Source organism: Flavobacteriales bacterium (assembly GCA_016712535.1).
Classification (GTDB): domain Bacteria; phylum Bacteroidota; class Bacteroidia; order Flavobacteriales_F; family PHOS-HE28; genus PHOS-HE28.
In genome coordinates, this window is sequence record JADJQW010000004.1 from 543033 (window position 1) to 561431 (window position 18399).

Sequence of the window (18399 nt, forward strand, 5' to 3'; positions counted from 1 at the left end):
CCTCCCGGCTACTTTCGCCGCATGGCGGCAGGCGGCCGGGGCATCGGGTACTACGTAGTTGCTTTGCTGCTCTTCGGCGGCGCCATCTTCTGGTTGATGGGGGAGGGCGCGCTGCTTCGTCCGCACTTGGCGGAGGAACTTGGCGCTGCGCTTCAAAGCGGGCATCAGGGCACTGCGCTGGAGCAGTTCCAGCGCACGCTGGGCGATAACATCGATCATCCGTTCGCGGTGCTCCTGCTGCAGATCGTGGCCATCATCGCCTTGGCGAGGGCCTTCGCGTACCTGTTCGTGAAGCTCGGCCAGCCCTCCGTGATCGGCGAAATCGTCGCGGGCATCGTCATGGGCCCGAGCGTGCTTGGCTATTGGCTGCCGGACACCTTCAGCTTCCTCTTCCCATCGGGCTCGCTCGAGAGCCTGCACTTCCTCAGCCAGATCGGACTGGTGCTCTTCATGTTCGTCATCGGCATGGAGCTCGACCTGCGCGTGCTGCAAGGGCGCCTGCACGGGGCCTTGGTGATCAGCCATACCAGCATCATCACGCTATTCGCCCTGGGGACCGCGCTGGCCTATCACCTCTACGACGATTTCGCTCCGCCCACGGTGGCCTTCCGCTCCTTCGCGCTCTTCATGGGCATCGCCATGAGCATCACCGCCTTCCCGGTGCTCGCGCGCATCATCCAGGAGCGCGGACTTACGCGCACCCGGCTGGGCGCCATGGCCCTGGCCACCGCTGCGAGCGACGATGTCACGGCGTGGTGCCTGCTCGCTGCTGTGATCGCCATCGTGAAAGCCGGCAGCATGCTCAGCGCGCTCTATGCCATCGGGGCAGCGGTGCTCTACGTCGCCTTCATGATCGGCGTGCTGCGCCCCTTCCTGCGGCGGCTCGGTGAAGCGCACGGAGAGCGCCGCACCATGGGCCGTCCGCTCGTGGCGGGCCTCTTCGCCGTCATGCTCGCTTCAGCCTGGGCCACGGAGGCCATCGGCATCCATCCGCTCTTCGGCGCTTTCCTCGCGGGCGCCATCATGCCGCAGAACCTCGCCTTCCGCCGGGTGCTCGTAGGAAAGCTCGAGGATGTCAGCGTGGTGCTGCTGCTGCCGCTCTTCTTCGTCTTCACCGGCTTGCGCACGCGCATCGGATTGCTCACCAACGAGCACCTGTGGTGGACCTGCGCACTGGTCGTGGCCGTAGCCGTGATCGGCAAGAACGTGGCGGCATCTGTGGCTGCCCGCATCACCGGGCATGATTGGAAGGAGAGCCTGAGCATCGGCGCGCTCATGAACACGCGCGGCCTCATGGAGCTGGTGGTGCTCAACATCGGATACGACCTGGGCGTGATCAATGCCGAGCTCTTCGCCATCCTGGTGATCATGGCGCTGCTCAGCACCTTCATGACCGGCCCTTCGCTCAGCCTCATCGAGCGCCTTTTCCGCAAGCCGGCCGAACCGGGGCCGCCTGTCGATGCGGCCGCCGGCTGGCGCGTGCTGCTCTCATTCGGCCAGCCCGAGAGCGGGCGCCGCGCCCTGCGGCTGGTGCGCCAGCTCGCCGGTGTCGATGCCCGAGCCAGCGTCACCGCGCTGCACGTGACGCCCAGCGGCGACGTGAACCCGATCGATAGCGAGGGTTTCGCGCGCGACGGCTTCAAGCCCGTGCTCAAGGAAGCGAGCCGTTTGGAGCTCGATGTGCGCACGGAGCACCACGTGAGCGGCGATGTGGCCGCCGACATCCTGCGTACCGCCAACTCCGGTTCGTTCGACCTCTTGCTCGTGGGCGCGGGCAAGCCTTTGCTCAAGGGAACGATCCTCGGTGACCTGCTCGGCTTCACCACGCGCGTGATCGATCCGAGCAAGCTCATCGGCAGCCTCACGGGCAAGGAGTCGCTGTTGCCCACCGACGACCAGATCGATCCCAAGGTGCGGCAGCTCATTGAGGAGGCGCGCTGCAGCGTTGGCGTGTTCATGGACAAAGGCTTCACGCAGGCCGACCGGATCGTGCTTCCCTTGGGTGCGCCAGGCGACCTCTTCCTGCTGCATTATGCGGAGCGGCTGCTGCACGGCGAGGGGCGACGGCTCACGCTGCTTGATGCTGCAGGACTCACGCAGCGTGATCCTTCCTTCCGCATCGGGGTGCAGCGGCTGCAGGAACTCGCTGCTGATCGGATCGAGGTGCTTACCGGTGTTGATCTCGATGCGCGGCTCCTCGCCCAGCACGACCTGCTGCTCAATAGCTACAAGGGCTGGAGCCGTGCCGCCGAAGCACGTGCGCCCTGGCTGGGAGATGTGCCCAGCACCTTGATCATACGGCCTTAGCCGAAAGACCGGCCTGCGCCTCGTTGAGCCAATCGCGCGCCTGCTGCTCATCGTGGAACACGCGTGCGGGGAACTCAGGCGGGAAATAGCTGAAGTAGAGCTTCGCTATGGCCTCGCCCATTCCGTCGCCCACCACAACGGCCAGCGCACGCAATCCGGTGCTCCCGCGCTCCGGCTTGAAGTGGTCGGTGCTGGTCACGGCCAGGTCGAAGTCCATGCCCTCGGGCAGGAAGCTCAGCATCACATAGGGCGATTCTCCGCCCAATTCATGACGCGCCAACCTGTTCTCCTCGAATCCGGCGCGGTCAATCGTCACGTCGCCGCGGAAACGCTGTTCGATGAAGCCAGGCGCCGTCAGCGCCATGGTGGCGCAACGTGTATCAATGCTGCGTGGGGCGAACGGTGCACGAGCCATGGTGCAAGATTAGCGGCACCATGTCCGAATTGTTCAGCAAGCACTAAACTCGCCTTGCCAAACCCGCATGCGCCATGATGAACCGTTACGCGCTCGTCGCCCCGATCCTTTTCCTGGCCCAGGATCTCAGCGCCCAATACTGCAGCCCCACCTTCGCCAATGGGTGCTTCAGTTGGCGAACCCTTGAAGTGCAGGCCGGGAGCATCAACTGGGCGCCCGGTGCCGATGACTGCTCCTTGTCCGACTACTCGACGGTGAGCACCTCCGTGGATGCGGGTGCCATGCTGCCCATGCGCGTATTGAACGGCACTTGGTGCGGTTGCGCGGTCTGGGTGGATTGGGACCAGAGCAACAGCTTCGAGGACAACGAGAACATGTACTTCATCTACGTGGGCGGTTCGCCGAGCTATGAATACCAGTTCGGTATCACCATTCCGTTGGCCACCGCGACTGGGGCTTACCGGATGCGCATCATCTCGGCTTGGGGCAGCGATGGCTTCCAGACGAGCAACGGGAACGGCTACGGTCCTTGCGGGGCCTTTCAGTACGGCGACTTCAAGGATTTCACGCTCAACGTGAATGGCGTGCTGAGCGTCACGGAGGAAGCGGACGAAGCGTTCGCCATCGCACCGAATCCTTCCATGGGCTTCACCACGATCACGGGCCTGCCAACAACCGGCACCATTGAGGTGATCGATGCGCGTGGGGCCGTGGTGGAGCAAGCCGTTGTGCGCCAGGGCCGCGCGCAATTCGATGCGCAAGGCTGGTCACGCGGCGTGTACACGGTGCGCATGTCCGGCGCCCGGTTCTCTCGCCGCTTCGTGGTGGAATAGGCTTACCACGCGAGCGCCACCTTGCCCATGGTGGCCCCGCTGGCCAGCAGCGCATGCGCCTCAGGCAGCCGCTCGGCAGGCATCACTCCGTGCACATGCGGTGAGAGCAGTCCTGCAGCCTGAGCGGCCACCGCTTCGCGGAAGCATTGCGCCATCAGGTCGGGTCGGTTGTCGCCCAACTTCAGCATGTTCACGCCGAGTATGCTCTTGCTCTTCATCATGAGGAAGATGGGCAGCATGGCACCCATGCTCCAGACGAAGCGGATCGTGCCGAATGCGCCCAGGCCACCGCGCTCCGCTCCGCCGAAGAGCACCAGGCGCCCGCCGCTGCCGAGCAATTGCATGTCCTTCCTGAAGCTGGTGCCAGCCACCGCGTTGAAGCTGGCATCCAATCGGCGTTTGCCAAGCAGCGTTCGCAGCTGTGCGCTGTAATCGCCGGTGCGCCGGTCGATGGCATGGGCTGCGCCCAAGCTGAGCGCGAATTCCCGTTTGGCTGTGCCGCCCACGATCGCGAAGACCTCGCATCCGGCCTTTGCCGCGAGCTGCACGATCAAGTGCCCTACCCCGCCCGCCGCGCTATGCACCAGCACGCGCTCTCCGGCTTGAAGCGGGCAGAGCACTCGTGCGGCGTACCAAGCCGTTGCGCCTTGCGTGGCCAGCGCCGCCGCTTCGCCGATGGCGAGTTCCTCCGGGATGACAGCGCATGCACGATGGTCCGTGACGGCCATCTCTGCATAACCGCCGAAGCGCGTCATGGCCACCACGCGCTTGCCGATGAGGTCCTGCGGAGCCTCTTGGCCTGCTGCAAGTACACGGCCCACCGCTTCGTAGCCGATGATGCTCGGCAACGGAGGCGCCTCACGATAGAGCCCGCGCGCGGCCATCACATCGGCGTAGTTGAGGCCGAAGCCTTCGCAGCCGATGAGCACTTGGCCTGCCTTGGGCTGCGGATCGGGGTGCTCGCGCAGGGCGAAGGCGCGTTTCGGATCGCCATGGGCGATGAGGGTCCATGCTCTCATGAGTGCTGGGTCGGGCGGAGGTTCAGGGTTGCATGTTGCTGGCAGCTGATAGGGATGGCGTGGCTATGGACGGCCGCCGACCACCACCACGAATTCGCCGCGCGGCTCAAGGGCAAGGAAGTGCGCGGCCAGTGCGCCCAAAGTGCCGCGCCGGGTCTCTTCGTGCAATTTGCTGATCTCGCGCGAGATGCTCGCGGGCCGGTCAGGGCCGAAGGCCTCGGCAAGCTCGCTGAGCATGCGTGCGATGCGATGCGGACTCTCGTAGAAGACCATCGTCCGCGATTCCGCCGTCAGCGAAGCGATGCGTGTTCGCCGGCCTTTCTTCTGTGGCAGGAAGCCCTCGAACGCGAATCGGTCGCAGGGCAGGCCGCTCGCCACGAGCGCGGGCACGAATGCCGTCGGTCCAGGAAGGCATTCCACGGCGATGCCTGCTGCGATGGCGGCGCGAACGAGCAGGAATCCGGGATCGCTTATGCCGGGCGTGCCGGCATCGCTGCACAGGGCGAAGCGTTCGCCCGCGCCCAGGCGCTGCACCAGTTGCTCCACCATGCGGTGCTCGTTGTTGCTGTGGAAGGAGATCAAGGGCCTGATGATCGCAAGGTGCTGGAGCAGTCGGCCTGTCACGCGCGTGTCCTCTGCGATCACGGCATCGGCCTCTTGCAGCACCTGCTTCGCGCGGAGCGTGATGTCGTCGAGGTTGCCGATGGGTGTCGGCACTAGCACGAGCGGGGCCTTGGATGCGCTCACTTCAGCGCTTGGATGAAGTCGCGCAGGAGCGAATGGAGGTCTGCGAACTCGTTGAGTGGCAAGGTCTCCGCGCGGTCGAGCACATCGTGGTAGTGCGCCACGCCGCCGAGCGTGTAGATGTAGATCGCAGGCACGCCGCGCCTCACGAAGTGGCAATGATCGCTGTTGCATGCCGGCCCGCGCGCCTTCACTTCCTTGAGGTAGCCCTTTGCGCCGTTGATCGCCACGAGCTGATCGAAGGCCTTCGGCTGGGCGGTGGCGTTCACCACCATGATGCCATCATCGCCGGTGCCGAGGATGTCGAGGTTGATCATCATGCGCACGTCCTTCCAGTCGATCGGCCGGTCCACCGCGCACCACTCACTGCCGATCAGGCCGGCTTCTTCTCCGGCGAAGGCGATGAATAGAAGGTTGTGCCTCGGCTTGTTCTTCTTCTGAGCGAAGTGCTCGGCGAGGCTCAGCAGCATGGCGGTGCCGCTGGCGTTGTCGTTGGCGCCGGGGAAGAGCGCATCGGTGCCCATGCGGCCGAGGTGATCGTAGTGCGCGCCTACGACGACCCACTTATTGCTCCTGCCTTTCACCATGCCGAGCACGTTGCGGGCGGAGTGGCGCACGCGAAGCGCATTGCGCACGTTCAGCGTGATGGAGGCCGAGCTGTCGTTGAGCGCCTTATCAGCCACCTCGATCAGCGGGAAGCGACGGGCATCCGTGGCCACGCTCCAGGTGAGCTTCGGTGCGGGCTTCACCACGACGCAATGGTCCATGAGGTCGCGCTCCCATTGGCGGTATAGCCGGAGCGAATCGGCATCGCGCGTGGTCGGCCAATGCACGCACGCAGCCTTGCCGAGGAGCACGCCCATGGTCATGCCTCGCCGTTCCGGGCCTTGCAGGTCGGCTGGCGTGACATGCACCAGTTGGAGGTCGCCTGCGGCGCTGCCGCTTTCAGGATCCACGATGAACTCCGTGCCGGGCAGCAGCGCGCGCCCATCGATCGCAGCGCGCATGCTGTCGGGGAAGCTGTTCACATTGAATTGGAAGGGCTGGTACAAGTCGTCCTTCACCGGCTTCAATCCGAAGCTGCGGAACTTGCCCGCGATCCACTCGCTGGCGATGCGGTCGCCATCGTTCACGTACCCGCGGCCGTGGAACGATGGAGAAGTGAGCGTATCGAGCCACGCACGGCCACGGGCTGTAATGGCGTCCTGCGCCGAGGCGATGGAGAGCGGCCAGAAGGCCGCGAGGGCAAGCGCGGTCCTCTTCATGCGAAGCGGCGCTCGATCAGCTCGGAGAAGGCTTCCAAGGCCTCCGCATCGGGCGGGTTCTTGAGCTTGGTGAGCAGGTCCTCGTTGAGGAAGCTCTTCGCTTCGGCTTGGTCCTTCGCGCTGTTCAACAGCGAAACGCCCACCTCGTAGGCTTTGGCATCTCCGCCAAAGAGCTCTTTGATGAACCAGAACTTGTCGCTCAGGGTGATTGCCTTGGCGAGATCGGAGATCTTGGTGCGCTCAAGCTTCTCGGCCACGGATTCGGCCAATTTGGTCGCAGAAGGCTGAGCGGTGGCGCCCTTGGCGGCCTGGGCTTCCTTCAGGTACTCGGCGGCGGTCTTCATCACCGATGGCTCGGCCTCGCCTTCTTCGTCCTGCCTTCGCTCAGAGGGCCGGATGTTCAGGCGGATGGGAGCAGGCGTTGAGGTCGCGGCGGGCGCTTCGGGCTTCTGTGCAGTGCTCACCGGTGCGGCCGGCTTCGCTTCCACGATGACCGGTCCGGGCGTGCTGTCAGGCTCGAGCGCTGTGGCGGATTGCCTCTTCCCTGCTGCCTCGGGCTTCGCCTCCGGCGCTGGCTTGCCCAAGGAGTGCTCGCGTGCCTTGTGACGGAGCACGATCAGGCGTTCGTACAGTTCGCGCGCATCGGTTGAAGCGTCGTCGAGCGCCTCCAAGGAGAGGGAGCCGCCGCGCAAGCCGGCTTCAGCGCGCTGCAGTCCATCGATCAGGTCGCTCATGGATCGGAATGCCTTCGTGTTGCTCATGGCTCAAGGGGCGTTGCGGAAGGCCCCGGACGAAGATCCCTATTTTCGCCGCATGCGCAACAGGCGTCCTGCCACGCGTTTCCACAGCCTCTCCTGAATGTTCCTGGAGCACACCGGCAGCCGCAGCCCCCGCAAGGGCTGGATCGAGGTGATCTGCGGCAGCATGTTCAGCGGCAAGACCGAGGAGCTCATCCGCCGCCTGCGTCGCGCCGAGTTCGCCAAGCAGCGCGTGGAGATCTTCAAGCCCAGCGTGGATACGCGCTACGCGGAGGCTGAAGTGGTGAGCCACGACAGTACCAGCATCCGCAGCACACCGGTGCCCAATAGCAGCAACCTGCTCCTGCTCGCCAGCGACATCGAGGTGGTGGGCATCGACGAGGCGCAGTTCTTCGACGAGGGGCTGCCGGCGGTGTGCGCTGAGCTCGCCACGCAGGGCATCCGCGTTGTCGCCGCCGGGCTCGACATGGATTTCCTCGGCCGTCCGTTCGGTCCGATGCCGCAGCTGATGAGCGTGGCCGAGTACGTGACGAAGGTGCATGCCATCTGCGTGCGCTGCGGTGCGCTGGCGACGTTCAGCCACCGCATCGTGGCCGGTGATGAACTCGTGCAGCTCGGCGAGAAGGATAGCTACCAGCCGCTCTGCCGCGCCTGCTTCGATGCAGCGCGATCACCGGTGCAAGCCGCCGTGCAATGAATGGCCATCGCCTCAGCGCATTGGCCGATGCCATCGGCGGCGAATGGATCTCCCGGCACGACGACCCGCTGATCGCGCACCTCAGCATCGATTCGCGCAAGCCCTTCACCGCGCACGATACGCTCTTCATCGCGATCAAGGGAGAAAGGCACGATGGCCACCGCTACCTCACCGACCTGCATGCGCGCGGCATGCGCTCTTTCGTGGTGAGCGATGCTTCCGCTGCCATGGCATTCCCGGGATGCAGCATCCTTCTCGTGCGCGACACGCTCGATGCCCTGCAGCGCATCGCGGCCTGGCATCGCAGGCATTTCCACGCACCGGTGATCGGGATCACCGGCAGCAATGGCAAGACCGTGGTGAAGGAGTGGCTCTTCCACCTGATGCGCGGCAGCGAGCATGTGGTGCGCAGCCCCGGCAGCTGGAACTCACAGGTGGGCGTGCCGCTCAGCGCTTGGGCGATGCACGGCGGGCATACACTGGGAATCTTCGAGGCGGGCATCAGCCGGCCCGGTGAGATGGAGCGCCTGCGATCGGTGATTGAACCGACGATCGGCGTGTTCACCAACATCGGCCCAGCGCATGCCGAGGGGTTCCCTGACGACCGCGCCAAGGCGAAGGAGAAGGCGCTGCTCTTCCGCGATGCGCAGGCCGTGGTATACTGCGCCGATCATGCGGAAGTGGCCGAAGCGCTGCGTGCGCAGGGCATCGGTCAACGCGCGGCGATGCTGGGCTGGAGCCGCGAGCGGAGCGGTTGGCTGCATGTGGTGCGCGAGGAGCCAACGGCCATCGGGCAGCGCATCCGCGTGATCAACGATGCCGTCGACTTCGACTTCGAGGTCCCGTTCTCCGATCGGGCATCGGCCGAGAATGCGATCCATTGCGTGGCGATCATGCTGCATCTGGGCCGAACGCCGCAGTGGATCGCCGAGCGCACCCCGCAGCTGCCGCCGGTGAGCATGCGCCTCGAAGCAGTGGAGGGGGTCCATGGCATCAACCTGCTGAATGACGCCTACAGCAACGACACGGCGTCGCTCGCCATCGCGCTCGATCATCTCGATGCGCTCGCGGCGGGCCGGCCCAAGGCGGTGGTGCTCTCCGACCTCACCGGCGGTGAGGAGCCGCAGCAGCGCTACCGCCGCGTTGAGGAACTGCTCAAGCGTGCGCACGTTCAGGCGGTGCTCACCATTGGGCCAGAGCTGCGCAATCACGCGCTGCCCTTCGCACCGCGCGTGGAGCATTACGCGGATGCCCAAGAGCTGATCGCTCAGGTGGATCCAGCCAGCCTTGCGGGCCATGCCGTGCTCTTGAAAGGCGCGCGCGCCTTCGGGCTGGAGCGCATCGCGGAGCGCTGGCAGCGGCAGGTGCACGGCACCGTGATGGAAGTGGACCTTGAGGCCATACGCCACAACCTGAACCACTACCGTGCTCTGCTCGGACCCGGCACTGGGGTGATGGCCATGGTGAAGGCTTTCGGATACGGCGGCGGCGCATCGGAGCTGGCCCGGCTCTTCGCGCATGAGCAGGTCCAGTATCTCGGGGTGGCCTATGCCGATGAGGGCATCGCGCTGCGGCAGCAGGGCATCACCACGCCCATTCTGGTGATGAATCCGGAGCCGGTGAGCATGGAGCTGCTGCATCGCTTCCGCCTGGAGCCGGAGGTGTACGACGACCGCTCGCTGCAGGAGGCGCTGCGTTACGCTGCCATGCATCGCGACGCGCCGCCGGTTCATGTGAAGCTCGACACCGGCATGCGGCGATTGGGATTCACGGAGGATGATCTGCCAGGGGTGATCGGGCTTCTCCGCGAAGCGAAGGGCCTGCGCGTGAGCTCGATCCTCTCGCACCTCGCCGCGAGCGAGGATCCCGCGCATGATGCCTTCACCCGCTCGCAGATCGCCGCGTTCAGCCGCATGGCCGATGCGATCGAGGCCGCGCTCGGATACCGGCCCCTGCGCCACATCGCCAATTCGGCTGGGGCTACCCGCTGGAAAGAGGCCCACCTCGGCCTCGTGCGCCTCGGCATCGGCTTTTTCGGCATTGGCGTGGACGCTGCGGAGACCGCCCAATTGCAGCATGCCGTGTCGCTGCGCACGGTGATTGCCCAGCTGAAGCGCGCTCCCGAAGGCGCCACCATCGGCTACGGACGGCGTGGCGTGGCGAAGGGTGAGCGCTTGATCGCCACGGTTCCGATGGGCTATGCCGATGGACTCTCGCGCCGCCTCAGCAACGGAGCGGGCCGCTTCTGGGTGCATGGCCATGAGGCGCCCATCATCGGGAGCGTGTGCATGGACATGTGCATGATCGACGTCACCGGCATCGCGTGCGCCGTTGGTGATGAGGCCGTGCTCTTCGATTCCGCGCACCCCATCACCGATCTGGCGCGCGACCTCGGCACCATTCCCTACGAGGTGCTCACGAGCATCCCGCCCAGGGTGAAGCGCGTGCATGTGCGGGGGTGAGCATCCAACTTCGCCGCATGCACCCCTGGCTCACTCCGCTCCGAGCGACCTTCAAGCGCCATGGCAATCGAGAGGATGCAGCCGCCATGGAGGCTTACATGAAGGGCATCGCGCCCTTCTTCGGGATAAAGGCGGCGCCTCGGCGTGAGTTGCTGATGGAGCACATCGATGCTCACGGTGCGCCGCAACCGGATGAATTACCGGTGATCGCCCGCGATGCCTTCTCGTGCCCGGAGCGTGAGCTGCATCACACTGCTGTGGACCTGCTCATGAAGCAAGCGAAGAAGCTCGGTCCGGATCACCTTCCGCTGATCGAGGAGCTGATCATCACCAAGAGCTGGTGGGATACGGTGGATGCGCTCGCGATCCATGTGGCGGGCGTGATCCTGAAACGCCACCCGACGGAGATCGCGGCCTGGAACGAGCGTTGGATCAGCAGTGATGACCTCTGGCTGAACCGTACAGCGATCCTCTTCCAGAACCGCTGGAAGAAGGACACTGACCGAGCGCGGCTCTTCGCGAACATCGACCGCCACTCTGCACGCAAGGAATTCTTCATCCGCAAGGCCATCGGCTGGGCGCTGCGCGAATTGGGCGCCACGGATCCTGGAGCGGTGAGGCGCTACGTGAAGTCGAGGAAGCTCTCGCCGTTGAGCGAGCGCGAGGCGCTGCGGAAGCTGTGATCAGCGTACGATGACGACGGAGTGCCGGTCATCACCGCGGGCACTGCTGATGGTCGCCATGTAACGGCCTGCTGGAAGCCTGCTCACATCCAACTTGGCGCCATCGACGACCTCAGACCGCAGAAAGACGCGGCCCAATGCATCGGTCATCGTGAAAGATGACTGCCCTGCATCGGGGATGCGCAAGGTCAGCGTTCGATCGGCCGGAACGGGATGGACGCTCGAGAACGAAAGTGGCGCTTCCCCCATGGCAGCGGCTCCATTCAAGGTGAAGCGCTCGAAGAAGAGCCAGATCTCGGTGCTGGCATTGAAATCCTGGCAGGTCACGCCAATGGGGATGGTGGCGCCGGGCCAGGTGTGCCCTCCGCCTGTAACAGCGATCAAGTCCACCTCCGTGCCTTGGGTGCAACCGCCGAAATCAGCGCGTGAAGCCATGCACCCATCGGTGGGCGCGGCATCGGGAATGGGCGATATCACGGCCGGGGTCGCGCAAGCATTATGCGCCACCCAATGCGCGATCGCATCGTTCACGGAGATATTCTGCACGCCTCCGGTGTAGGGCACAATCGCATCGGCGGTGCCGTTGATCATGAACACCGGAACAGGACGCGGCGGGTTGCAGAAAGCAGTGAGCCCCTGGGCCATGCTGGCTGAAACCGTTGCGATCGCTGCGATGCGATCCGCTAATTGGCAGCCGAGCACGAATGCAAAGTAGCCTCCTTGTGACATGCCGCAGGCGTACACGCGCTGCGGATTGATGTTATGGGTGAGGGTGAAGCGGTCAATCAGCGCGCCGATCAAGCCAACGTCGTCCACTTGTCCAAGTCCTAGGTTCCAGGAATCATCCTCACCATCCGCATAGCAAACGAGGAAGCGCTCGAGCATGGCCACATCGTTCATCAGCGAATAGGCCTCCTGCTGTTCCGCATTGCTGCCGAGGCCGTGCAGATTGAAAACGAGCGCGGGATTCTCAGTTGGAACGAACCCCGGAGGCACGTACAGCCGATACGTACGGTAGATGCCATCATGGAGGATGCTATCGACGACCGTCTGAGAGCGCATAGCGGCTGACAAGGCGAGGAGGAAAAGAAGCGTTATGGCCTGACGCATGGTGCGAAGATGCTTCATTCAGCGTGTGGTCAGTCTTGCAGTCCTGAACTGCAGGAAGGACAGTGACCATATGCTCCCCTTCGCGAACACCGACCACCACTCTGCACGCAAGGAATTCTTCATCGGCAAGGCCATCGGCTGGGCGCTGCGCGAATTGGGCGCCACGGATCCTGGAGCGGTGAGGCGCTGCGGGAGCTGTGAAGCATTCAGGTTAACAGTTTCGCCGCCTTCTTCGGCGCTTCGGCCATGCCGCCGGGGCCCCGCACGGGTAATCCTGCTTTCTTGCGGACCATGAAGCTCTTCAACAGGGTCCGGCAACGGCTGCTTGGCGATGGTCAGCTGAAGCGGTACCTGCTCTATGCCTTCGGCGAGATCATCCTGGTTGTGATCGGGATCCTGATCGCCTTGCAATTGAACACTTGGAAAGCGGACCAACGTGACCGGGCCTCGGAAAAGGTCCACTTGGAGAACCTTCGGGAAGACCTTCGCCTGCAAATGGAGGTGATCCGCACGCAGATGGTCCATGACTCCACCATGATCCTGCAGGCGGATACGGCGATGACATTCTTTTCCGGAGGCATGAGCCTGGGGGACCTGGAGCGCAGGCTATACGGAAGCACCAAGCTGGGTTGGCGCAAGACCTTCGTGGCCAGCGACGCCACCTTCAAGGTGCTGCTCTCCACGGGGGGCATGAACCTGATCGGCAGCCCCCAGTTGCGCACCGAGCTGATGCGCTATCACCAGCAACTGGACTACACCACGCAGGTGCTCAACACGAACAATCGCTTGATCGATGAGCTGTTCAGCCTGAACGCCTCCAATGCCACGCCCAGCTTTTCCATGGACGCCGGCGGCAACATCGAGAACGGCGCTGCCCTGACCGGACAGGAACGCTACCGGCTCCACGAGCTCATCGAACAGCGCCGGGACCTGAGCAAGATCGCACTTGCCGTGTGTGATAAGCAGCGCAACGCAACGGAGCGGATGATCGCAAGATTGAACAAGGCGATCACGCACTGATCGTCACCCCAGCAGCTCCGCCGCCTTCTTCAACGCCTCGGCCATGCCGCCAGGCTCCTTGCCGCCGGCTGTGGCGAAATCAGGCTGGCCACCGCCGCCGCCCTTGATCAATGGACCGATCTGCTTGATGATGTCGACCGCCTTGAGGCCCGTGGCTTCAAGGGCCTGCTTGCCCAGCGACACCGCGAGCAGGGGCTTGCCATCGATCACCGAGCCTGCCACGAAGGCCAGATCAGCGTGCAGTTCACGCAGTGTGAAGCCGAGGTCCTTCAGGCCCTGTGCATCGAGGTCGAGCTGATCCACCAGCACCTTCACCCCCTTGCTGTTGACCGTGGCATTGGCGGGGATGGATGCTGCATAACGCTTCACTTTCTCGCGCGCCGCCTTCTCCAGCTCCTTGGTGAGCGTGGCGTTCTGCTCGGCGAGCTTCTGCACGGCAGCCACCACATCGGCGGGGCGCTTCAGCAGTTCCTCAATGGCCTCCAGCTTCGCGAGCTTCTCGTTGATCATGCGCTCGGCCTCCACGCTGGTGATGGCCTCGATGCGGCGGATGCCCGCGGCCAGCGCGCTCTCGCTCACGATGCGGAAGGGGCCGATGACACCGGTGCGAGGCACGTGGGTACCGCCACAGAGCTCGATGCTCGGGCCGAACTTCACCACGCGCACGTTGTCGCCGTACTTCTCGCCGAAGAGCGCCATGGCGCCCATGGCCTTCGCCTCGGCGATGGGCACGTTGCGTTTGTCCTCGAACACGATGTCGTCGGTGATCATGGCGTTCACTTCGCGTTCGATGGTGGCCAGCTCTTCGGGAGTCACCTTGGCGAAGTGGCTGATGTCGAAGCGCAGGCGGTCAGGCGCCACGAGCGAGCCCTTCTGCTCCACGTGCGTGCCCAGGTGCTTGCGCAGTGCGTGGTGCAGCAGGTGCGTGGCCGTGTGGTTGCGCCCGGTGAGGCCGCGGCGCTGCGTATTCACCTGTGCGGTGAGCGGCTTGCTCACGTCTTTCGGCAGCTCTTTGGTGAAGTGCACGATCAGCTGGTTCTCGCGCTTGGTGTCGATCACCTCCACCTGGTCCGCACCTTGGATAAGCCAACCCTGGTCGCCCACCTGGCCGCCGCCTTCGGCATAGAACGGGGTGCGGTCCAGCACGAGCTGGAACTGGTCGCCGCCCTTGCCGCTGACCTTGCGGTAGCGCAGGATGCGGGCCTCCGTGCTCAGCTCGTCGTAGCCGACGAAGGCGGTCTCGCCCTTGCCAAGCTCCACCCAATCGCCGGTGGTGACGGCCGTGGCGGCGCGGCTGCGCTCCTTCTGCTTCTGCAGCTCGGCCTCGAAGCCCTTCATGTCCACGTCCATCTTCTGCTCGCGCGCCATGAGCTGCGTGAGGTCGATGGGGAAGCCGTAGGTGTCGAAGAGCTCGAAGGCGCGGTCGCCGGCGAGTGTTCCCTTGGATTCGGCCAGGGCCAGCTCGAGGCGCTTTGTGCCTTGCTCCAGGGTGCGCAGGAAGGCCTTCTCCTCCTCGTGCATCACGTTCTTCACGATGTCGAGCTGCTTCCTCAGTTCGAGGAACTGATCGCCCATCTGCGCCACCAGTACTGGCGCCAGTTCGTGCATGAAAGGCTCGTTGAAGCCGAGGAAGCTGTAGCCGTAACGTACCGCACGGCGCAGGATCCGGCGGATCACGTAGCCCGCGCCCGTGTTGCTCGGCAGTTGCCCGTCAGCGATGGCGAAGCTGATCGCACGCAGGTGGTCGGCGATCACGCGCATGGCGATGTCGGCTTTCTCGTCCTTGCCGTAAGTCTTCCCGCACCGCTTCGCCAACTCTTGGATCAGCGGTTGGAACACGTCGGTGTCGTAGTTGCTCCGCTTGCCCTGCAGCACCATGCAGAGGCGCTCGAAGCCCATGCCGGTGTCCACGTGCTGCGCGGGCAGGGTCACGAGCAAGCCGTCAGCCTTGCGCTCGAACTGCATGAAGACGTTGTTCCAGATCTCGATCACTTGCGGGTGGTCGTTGTTCACCAAGTCGCGGCCGGGCTTCTGCCCTTTCTCTTCCGCCGTGCGCACGTCTACGTGGATCTCGGTGCACGGCCCGCAGGGACCGGTGTCGCCCATCTCCCAGAAGTTGTCCTTGCGGCTGAAGGGCAGGATGCGCTCGGCGGGCAGGTATTGCTTCCAGAGCTCGCGGGTCTCCTCATCGGCGGGCAGCCCATCTTTCTCGTCGCCGCCGAAGTAGGTCACATAGATGTCGGCCGTGTTGATCTTGTACTCGTCCACCAACAATTCCCACGCCCACTGGATCGCCTCCTTCTTGAAGTAGTCGCCGAAGCTCCAGTTGCCGAGCATCTCGAACATCGTGTGGTGGTAGGTGTCGATGCCCACCTCCTCCAGATCGTTGTGCTTGCCGGATACGCGCAGGCATTTCTGCGTGTCAGCGATGCGTTTGTGCTTCGCTTCGCGGTTCCCCAGGAAGAGGTCCTTGAACTGGTTCATGCCCGCGTTGGTGAACATGAGCGTGGGGTCGTCCTTCACCACCATGGGTGCGCTGGGCACGATGGCGTGGCCGCGCCGGGCGAAATGGTCGAGGAACTTCTGGCGGATCTGCTGTGATGTGAGCATGGGTCTCTGGAAGCGGCCGCGAAAGTACCCGGAAGGGGGCAGCGGTGACGGCCCGCCGATCAACACCGTTTAACACGGTGCCGGCCAGCGCCGGTGAATCGCATTGGGCCCTCGGCTACCTTGCCGCGTCGAGAAGTCAATGCCTGAGCACAAGTACCGCTTCAACCCGAAAACGCTCAACTTCGAGCGCATCCGCCTCACGGCCTGGCAGAAGACCAAGCGCGTGACGCTGCTGCTCTTGCCGGGCCTGGCGGTAGGCCTGCTGGGGATATTCCTTGTATACCAGTTCATCGACAGCCCGAAGGAGGCGGTGCTGCGTCGCGAGAACAAGCAGTTGCTGGTGCAGTACGAGCTGCTCAATAAGCAGATCGGCGAGCTCGAGCGCGTGCTTGCTGATGTGCGCCGCCGCGACGACAACATGTACCGCGTGATCCTGGAGGCCGACCCCCTGCCAGAGAGCATCCGGCAGGCAGGAGTGGGCGGCATCAACCGCTACCGCGACCTGAGCGGCTACGCCAACAGCGACTTGGTGATCGAGACCACCAAGCGGCTCGACTTGCTTGCCCGCCAGATCGTCGTGCAATCCAAATCGCTCGACGAGGTGGGAGCGCTGGTATTACGCAAGCAGGAGATGCTGGCGAGCATCCCGGCCGTGCAGCCCATCGCCAATGACGACCTCACGCAGACCGCCAGCGGATTCGGGTGGCGCATGCACCCGATCCACAAGATCATGAAATTCCATGCAGGCATGGACTTCACCGCGAAGACGGGCACGCCCATCCATGCCACCGGCGACGGGGTGGTGGTGTATGCCGAGTACGGCACCAACGGCTACGGCATGCACTTGATCGTTGACCACGGCTTCGATTACCAGACGCTCTACGCGCACCTGAGCAAGCTCGAAGTGCGGAAAGGCCAGCGCGTGAAGCGCGGCGATGTGGTGGGGCTGGTGGGCAACACCGGACTGAGCGTCGGGCCGCACCTGCATTATGAAGTGCACAAGGGAGGCCAGCCGATGGACCCCGCCAACTACTACTTCAACGACCTCACGCCCGAGGAGTACGCCCGCATGGTTGAGCTCTCGCGGAATGCGGCGCAAGCGCTCGATTGATACTTTCGTGGCGATGCCGCTCAAGCCGAAGACGATCGAGAAGATCTATTGGACCATCGGCGAAGTGGCGCAGGAACTGGGCGTGGCCAACAGCAGCATCCGGTTCTGGGAGAAGGAGTTCGGCGCATTCACGCCCAGGCGCACCAATCGCGGCGACCGCCTCTACACCCGGGAGCAGATCGAGCAACTGCGCACCATGCAGCATCTGGTGAAGGAAGAAGGCTTCACCATTCAAGGAGCCAAGGAGAAGCTCAAGCGCGGAGTTGAAATCGAGCGCGCGCCGTCGGGCACCGAGGCTGTGCGCGAGCGCCTGCTCATCGTGCGCCGGAAATTGGTGGAACTGCGGAACGCCCTGCGCGATCAGCAGTAGGCGGCCTGCATCAGGTAGTTCTTCACGTAATCGGCCACGCCATCCTCGAGCGCGGTGAATGGCCGTGCATATCCGATCGCGCGCAGCTTGCGCATGTCAGCCTCCGTGTAGTACTGGTACTTGTCGCGGATGTCGGCCGGGGTATCGACGTAGCTGATGCGCTCCTCCTTGCCCATGGCGGTGAAAGTGGCGCGCGCCAGGTCGTTGAAGCTGCGGGCCGTGCCGCTGCCCAGGTTGTACAGGCCGCTGTCCTTGCGATGCTCCATGAGCCAGATGCAGACATCGCAGAGGTCCTTCACGTAGATGAAGTCGCGCTGCTGCTCGCCGTCCTTGCAGTCTGGCCGGTGGCTGCGGAAGAGCTTCATGCCGCCGGTGTCGCGGATCTGGTTGAAGGCATGGTAGACCACGCTCGCCATGCGGCCCTTGTGGTATTCGTTCGGCCCGTACACATTGAAGAACTTGAGGCCCGCCCAGAAGAAGGGCTTCTTCTCCTGCTGCAGCGCCCACTGGTCGAATTCGTTCTTGCTGTCGCCGTAAGGGTTCAGCGGCTTCAGCTTGAAGGGCAGGCTGTCATCCGCATCGCTGTAGCCGTGCTCGCCACCTCCGTATGTCGCCGCGCTGCTGGCGTAAACGAGCGGGATGCCGTACTTGACGCAAGCCTCCCACAGGCGCTGGCTGTAGCGCACGTTCAACTCATCGAACACGGCCTCGTCGAAGAGCGTTGTATCGGTCCTCGCGCCCAGGTGGAAGATGAACTGCACCAGCTTCTCGTTCGCATCGAGCCACGTGAAGAAGTCCTCGCGGTCCACTTTCGCCGTGAGCGCTTTCTTCAGCAGGTTCGGTGCCTTATCGGGCCGGCTGAAGTCATCCACAGCCACGATATCCTGCCAGCCTTGCCGCTGCAATTCCCCGATGAGGCAGCTGCCGATGAAGCCTGCTGCGCCTGTGACGATGATCATGCCGCCAAGGTAGGGGCGTGACTCCGGCTCTTGGGC

17 protein-coding genes are annotated in these 18399 nt (G+C 64.1%); 9 read left to right on the forward strand and 8 right to left on the reverse strand.

Going from position 1 to position 18399, the window contains the following annotated elements:
• Positions 1 to 21: 21 nt before the first annotated feature.
• Complete coding sequence (locus tag IPK70_16830; GenBank protein MBK8228828.1) at positions 22 to 2307, forward strand: cation:proton antiporter; 2286 nt, start codon at positions 22 to 24, stop codon at positions 2305 to 2307.
• Here the strand turns inward: IPK70_16830 and IPK70_16835 are convergent.
• The gene (locus tag IPK70_16835; protein ID MBK8228829.1) at positions 2294 to 2722 is read right to left on the reverse strand and encodes an STAS/SEC14 domain-containing protein; all 429 of its coding nucleotides are present in this window, start codon (positions 2720 to 2722) and stop codon (positions 2294 to 2296) included. The genes IPK70_16830 and IPK70_16835 overlap by 14 nt on opposite strands.
• 74 nt (positions 2723 to 2796) lie before the next feature.
• On the opposite strand from IPK70_16835, the gene IPK70_16840 reads away from it, so the two are divergent.
• Positions 2797 to 3555 carry a T9SS type A sorting domain-containing protein gene (locus IPK70_16840; protein MBK8228830.1) on the forward strand — a complete coding sequence of 253 codons (759 nt, stop codon included), beginning with the start codon at positions 2797 to 2799 and terminating at the stop codon, positions 3553 to 3555.
• Between the two features lie 2 nt (positions 3556 to 3557).
• Here the strand turns inward: IPK70_16840 and IPK70_16845 are convergent, their stop codons facing one another.
• From IPK70_16845 to IPK70_16860, 4 genes are all read right to left on the reverse strand, one after another.
• Complete coding sequence (locus IPK70_16845; GenBank protein ID MBK8228831.1) at positions 3558 to 4574, reverse strand: zinc-binding dehydrogenase; 1017 nt, start codon at positions 4572 to 4574, stop codon at positions 3558 to 3560.
• A gap of 63 nt (positions 4575 to 4637) precedes the next feature.
• Positions 4638 to 5321 carry a 16S rRNA (cytidine(1402)-2'-O)-methyltransferase gene (gene rsmI / locus IPK70_16850; protein MBK8228832.1) on the reverse strand — a complete coding sequence of 228 codons (684 nt, stop codon included), beginning with the start codon at positions 5319 to 5321 and terminating at the stop codon, positions 4638 to 4640.
• On the reverse strand, positions 5318 to 6583 hold the full coding sequence (locus IPK70_16855; GenBank protein MBK8228833.1) for a M28 family peptidase: 1266 nt from the start codon (positions 6581 to 6583) through the stop codon (positions 5318 to 5320). The genes rsmI and IPK70_16855 overlap by 4 nt, the downstream gene beginning before the upstream one ends.
• The gene (locus IPK70_16860; GenBank protein MBK8228834.1) at positions 6580 to 7344 is read right to left on the reverse strand and encodes a hypothetical protein; all 765 of its coding nucleotides are present in this window, start codon (positions 7342 to 7344) and stop codon (positions 6580 to 6582) included. Before IPK70_16860 ends, IPK70_16855 begins: the two co-directional genes overlap by 4 nt.
• Positions 7345 to 7441: 97 nt before the next feature.
• On the opposite strand from IPK70_16860, the gene IPK70_16865 reads away from it, so the two are divergent.
• From IPK70_16865 to IPK70_16875, 3 genes are read left to right on the forward strand one after another with little or no spacing between them, the layout of a single operon-like run.
• Positions 7442 to 8038 carry a thymidine kinase gene (locus tag IPK70_16865; GenBank protein MBK8228835.1) on the forward strand — a complete coding sequence of 199 codons (597 nt, stop codon included), beginning with the start codon at positions 7442 to 7444 and terminating at the stop codon, positions 8036 to 8038.
• Entirely contained in the window at positions 8035 to 10500 is a 2466-nt protein-coding gene (locus IPK70_16870; GenBank protein MBK8228836.1) for a bifunctional UDP-N-acetylmuramoyl-tripeptide:D-alanyl-D-alanine ligase/alanine racemase, read from the forward strand. Before IPK70_16865 ends, IPK70_16870 begins: the two co-directional genes overlap by 4 nt.
• Positions 10501 to 10517: 17 nt before the next feature.
• Positions 10518 to 11183: a DNA alkylation repair protein gene (locus IPK70_16875; protein ID MBK8228837.1), complete on the forward strand. Its 666-nt coding sequence runs from the start codon at positions 10518 to 10520 to the stop codon at positions 11181 to 11183.
• Here IPK70_16875 and IPK70_16880 read toward each other — a convergent pair whose 3' ends face one another.
• Entirely contained in the window at positions 11184 to 12293 is a 1110-nt protein-coding gene (locus IPK70_16880; protein ID MBK8228838.1) for a T9SS type A sorting domain-containing protein, read from the reverse strand.
• Positions 12294 to 12318: 25 nt separating this feature from the next.
• Here IPK70_16880 and IPK70_16885 point away from each other — a divergent pair, with 25 nt between their 5' ends.
• Both IPK70_16885 and IPK70_16890 read left to right on the forward strand, forming a co-directional pair.
• Positions 12319 to 12588, forward strand: coding sequence for a DNA alkylation repair protein (locus IPK70_16885; protein ID MBK8228839.1), 270 nt, complete (start codon positions 12319 to 12321; stop codon positions 12586 to 12588).
• Positions 12585 to 13313, forward strand: a complete 729-nt coding sequence (locus IPK70_16890) for a hypothetical protein (protein ID MBK8228840.1) — start codon at positions 12585 to 12587, stop codon at positions 13311 to 13313. Before IPK70_16885 ends, IPK70_16890 begins: the two co-directional genes overlap by 4 nt.
• A gap of 3 nt (positions 13314 to 13316) precedes the next feature.
• Here the strand turns inward: IPK70_16890 and alaS are convergent, their stop codons facing one another.
• Entirely contained in the window at positions 13317 to 15923 is a 2607-nt protein-coding gene (gene alaS, locus IPK70_16895; protein MBK8228841.1) for an alanine--tRNA ligase, read from the reverse strand.
• 139 nt (positions 15924 to 16062) lie between these two features.
• Between alaS and IPK70_16900 the strand changes: the two genes are divergently transcribed.
• Both IPK70_16900 and IPK70_16905 read left to right on the forward strand, forming a co-directional pair.
• Entirely contained in the window at positions 16063 to 17034 is a 972-nt protein-coding gene (locus tag IPK70_16900; GenBank protein MBK8228842.1) for a peptidoglycan DD-metalloendopeptidase family protein, read from the forward strand.
• Between the two features lie 13 nt (positions 17035 to 17047).
• A complete protein-coding gene (locus IPK70_16905; GenBank protein MBK8228843.1) occupies positions 17048 to 17404 on the forward strand; it encodes a MerR family transcriptional regulator in 357 nt (118 codons plus the stop codon).
• Here IPK70_16905 and rfaD read toward each other — a convergent pair.
• A complete protein-coding gene (rfaD, locus tag IPK70_16910) occupies positions 17395 to 18363 on the reverse strand; it encodes an ADP-glyceromanno-heptose 6-epimerase (protein ID MBK8228844.1) in 969 nt (322 codons plus the stop codon). The genes IPK70_16905 and rfaD overlap by 10 nt on opposite strands.
• Positions 18364 to 18399 lie beyond the last annotated feature (36 nt).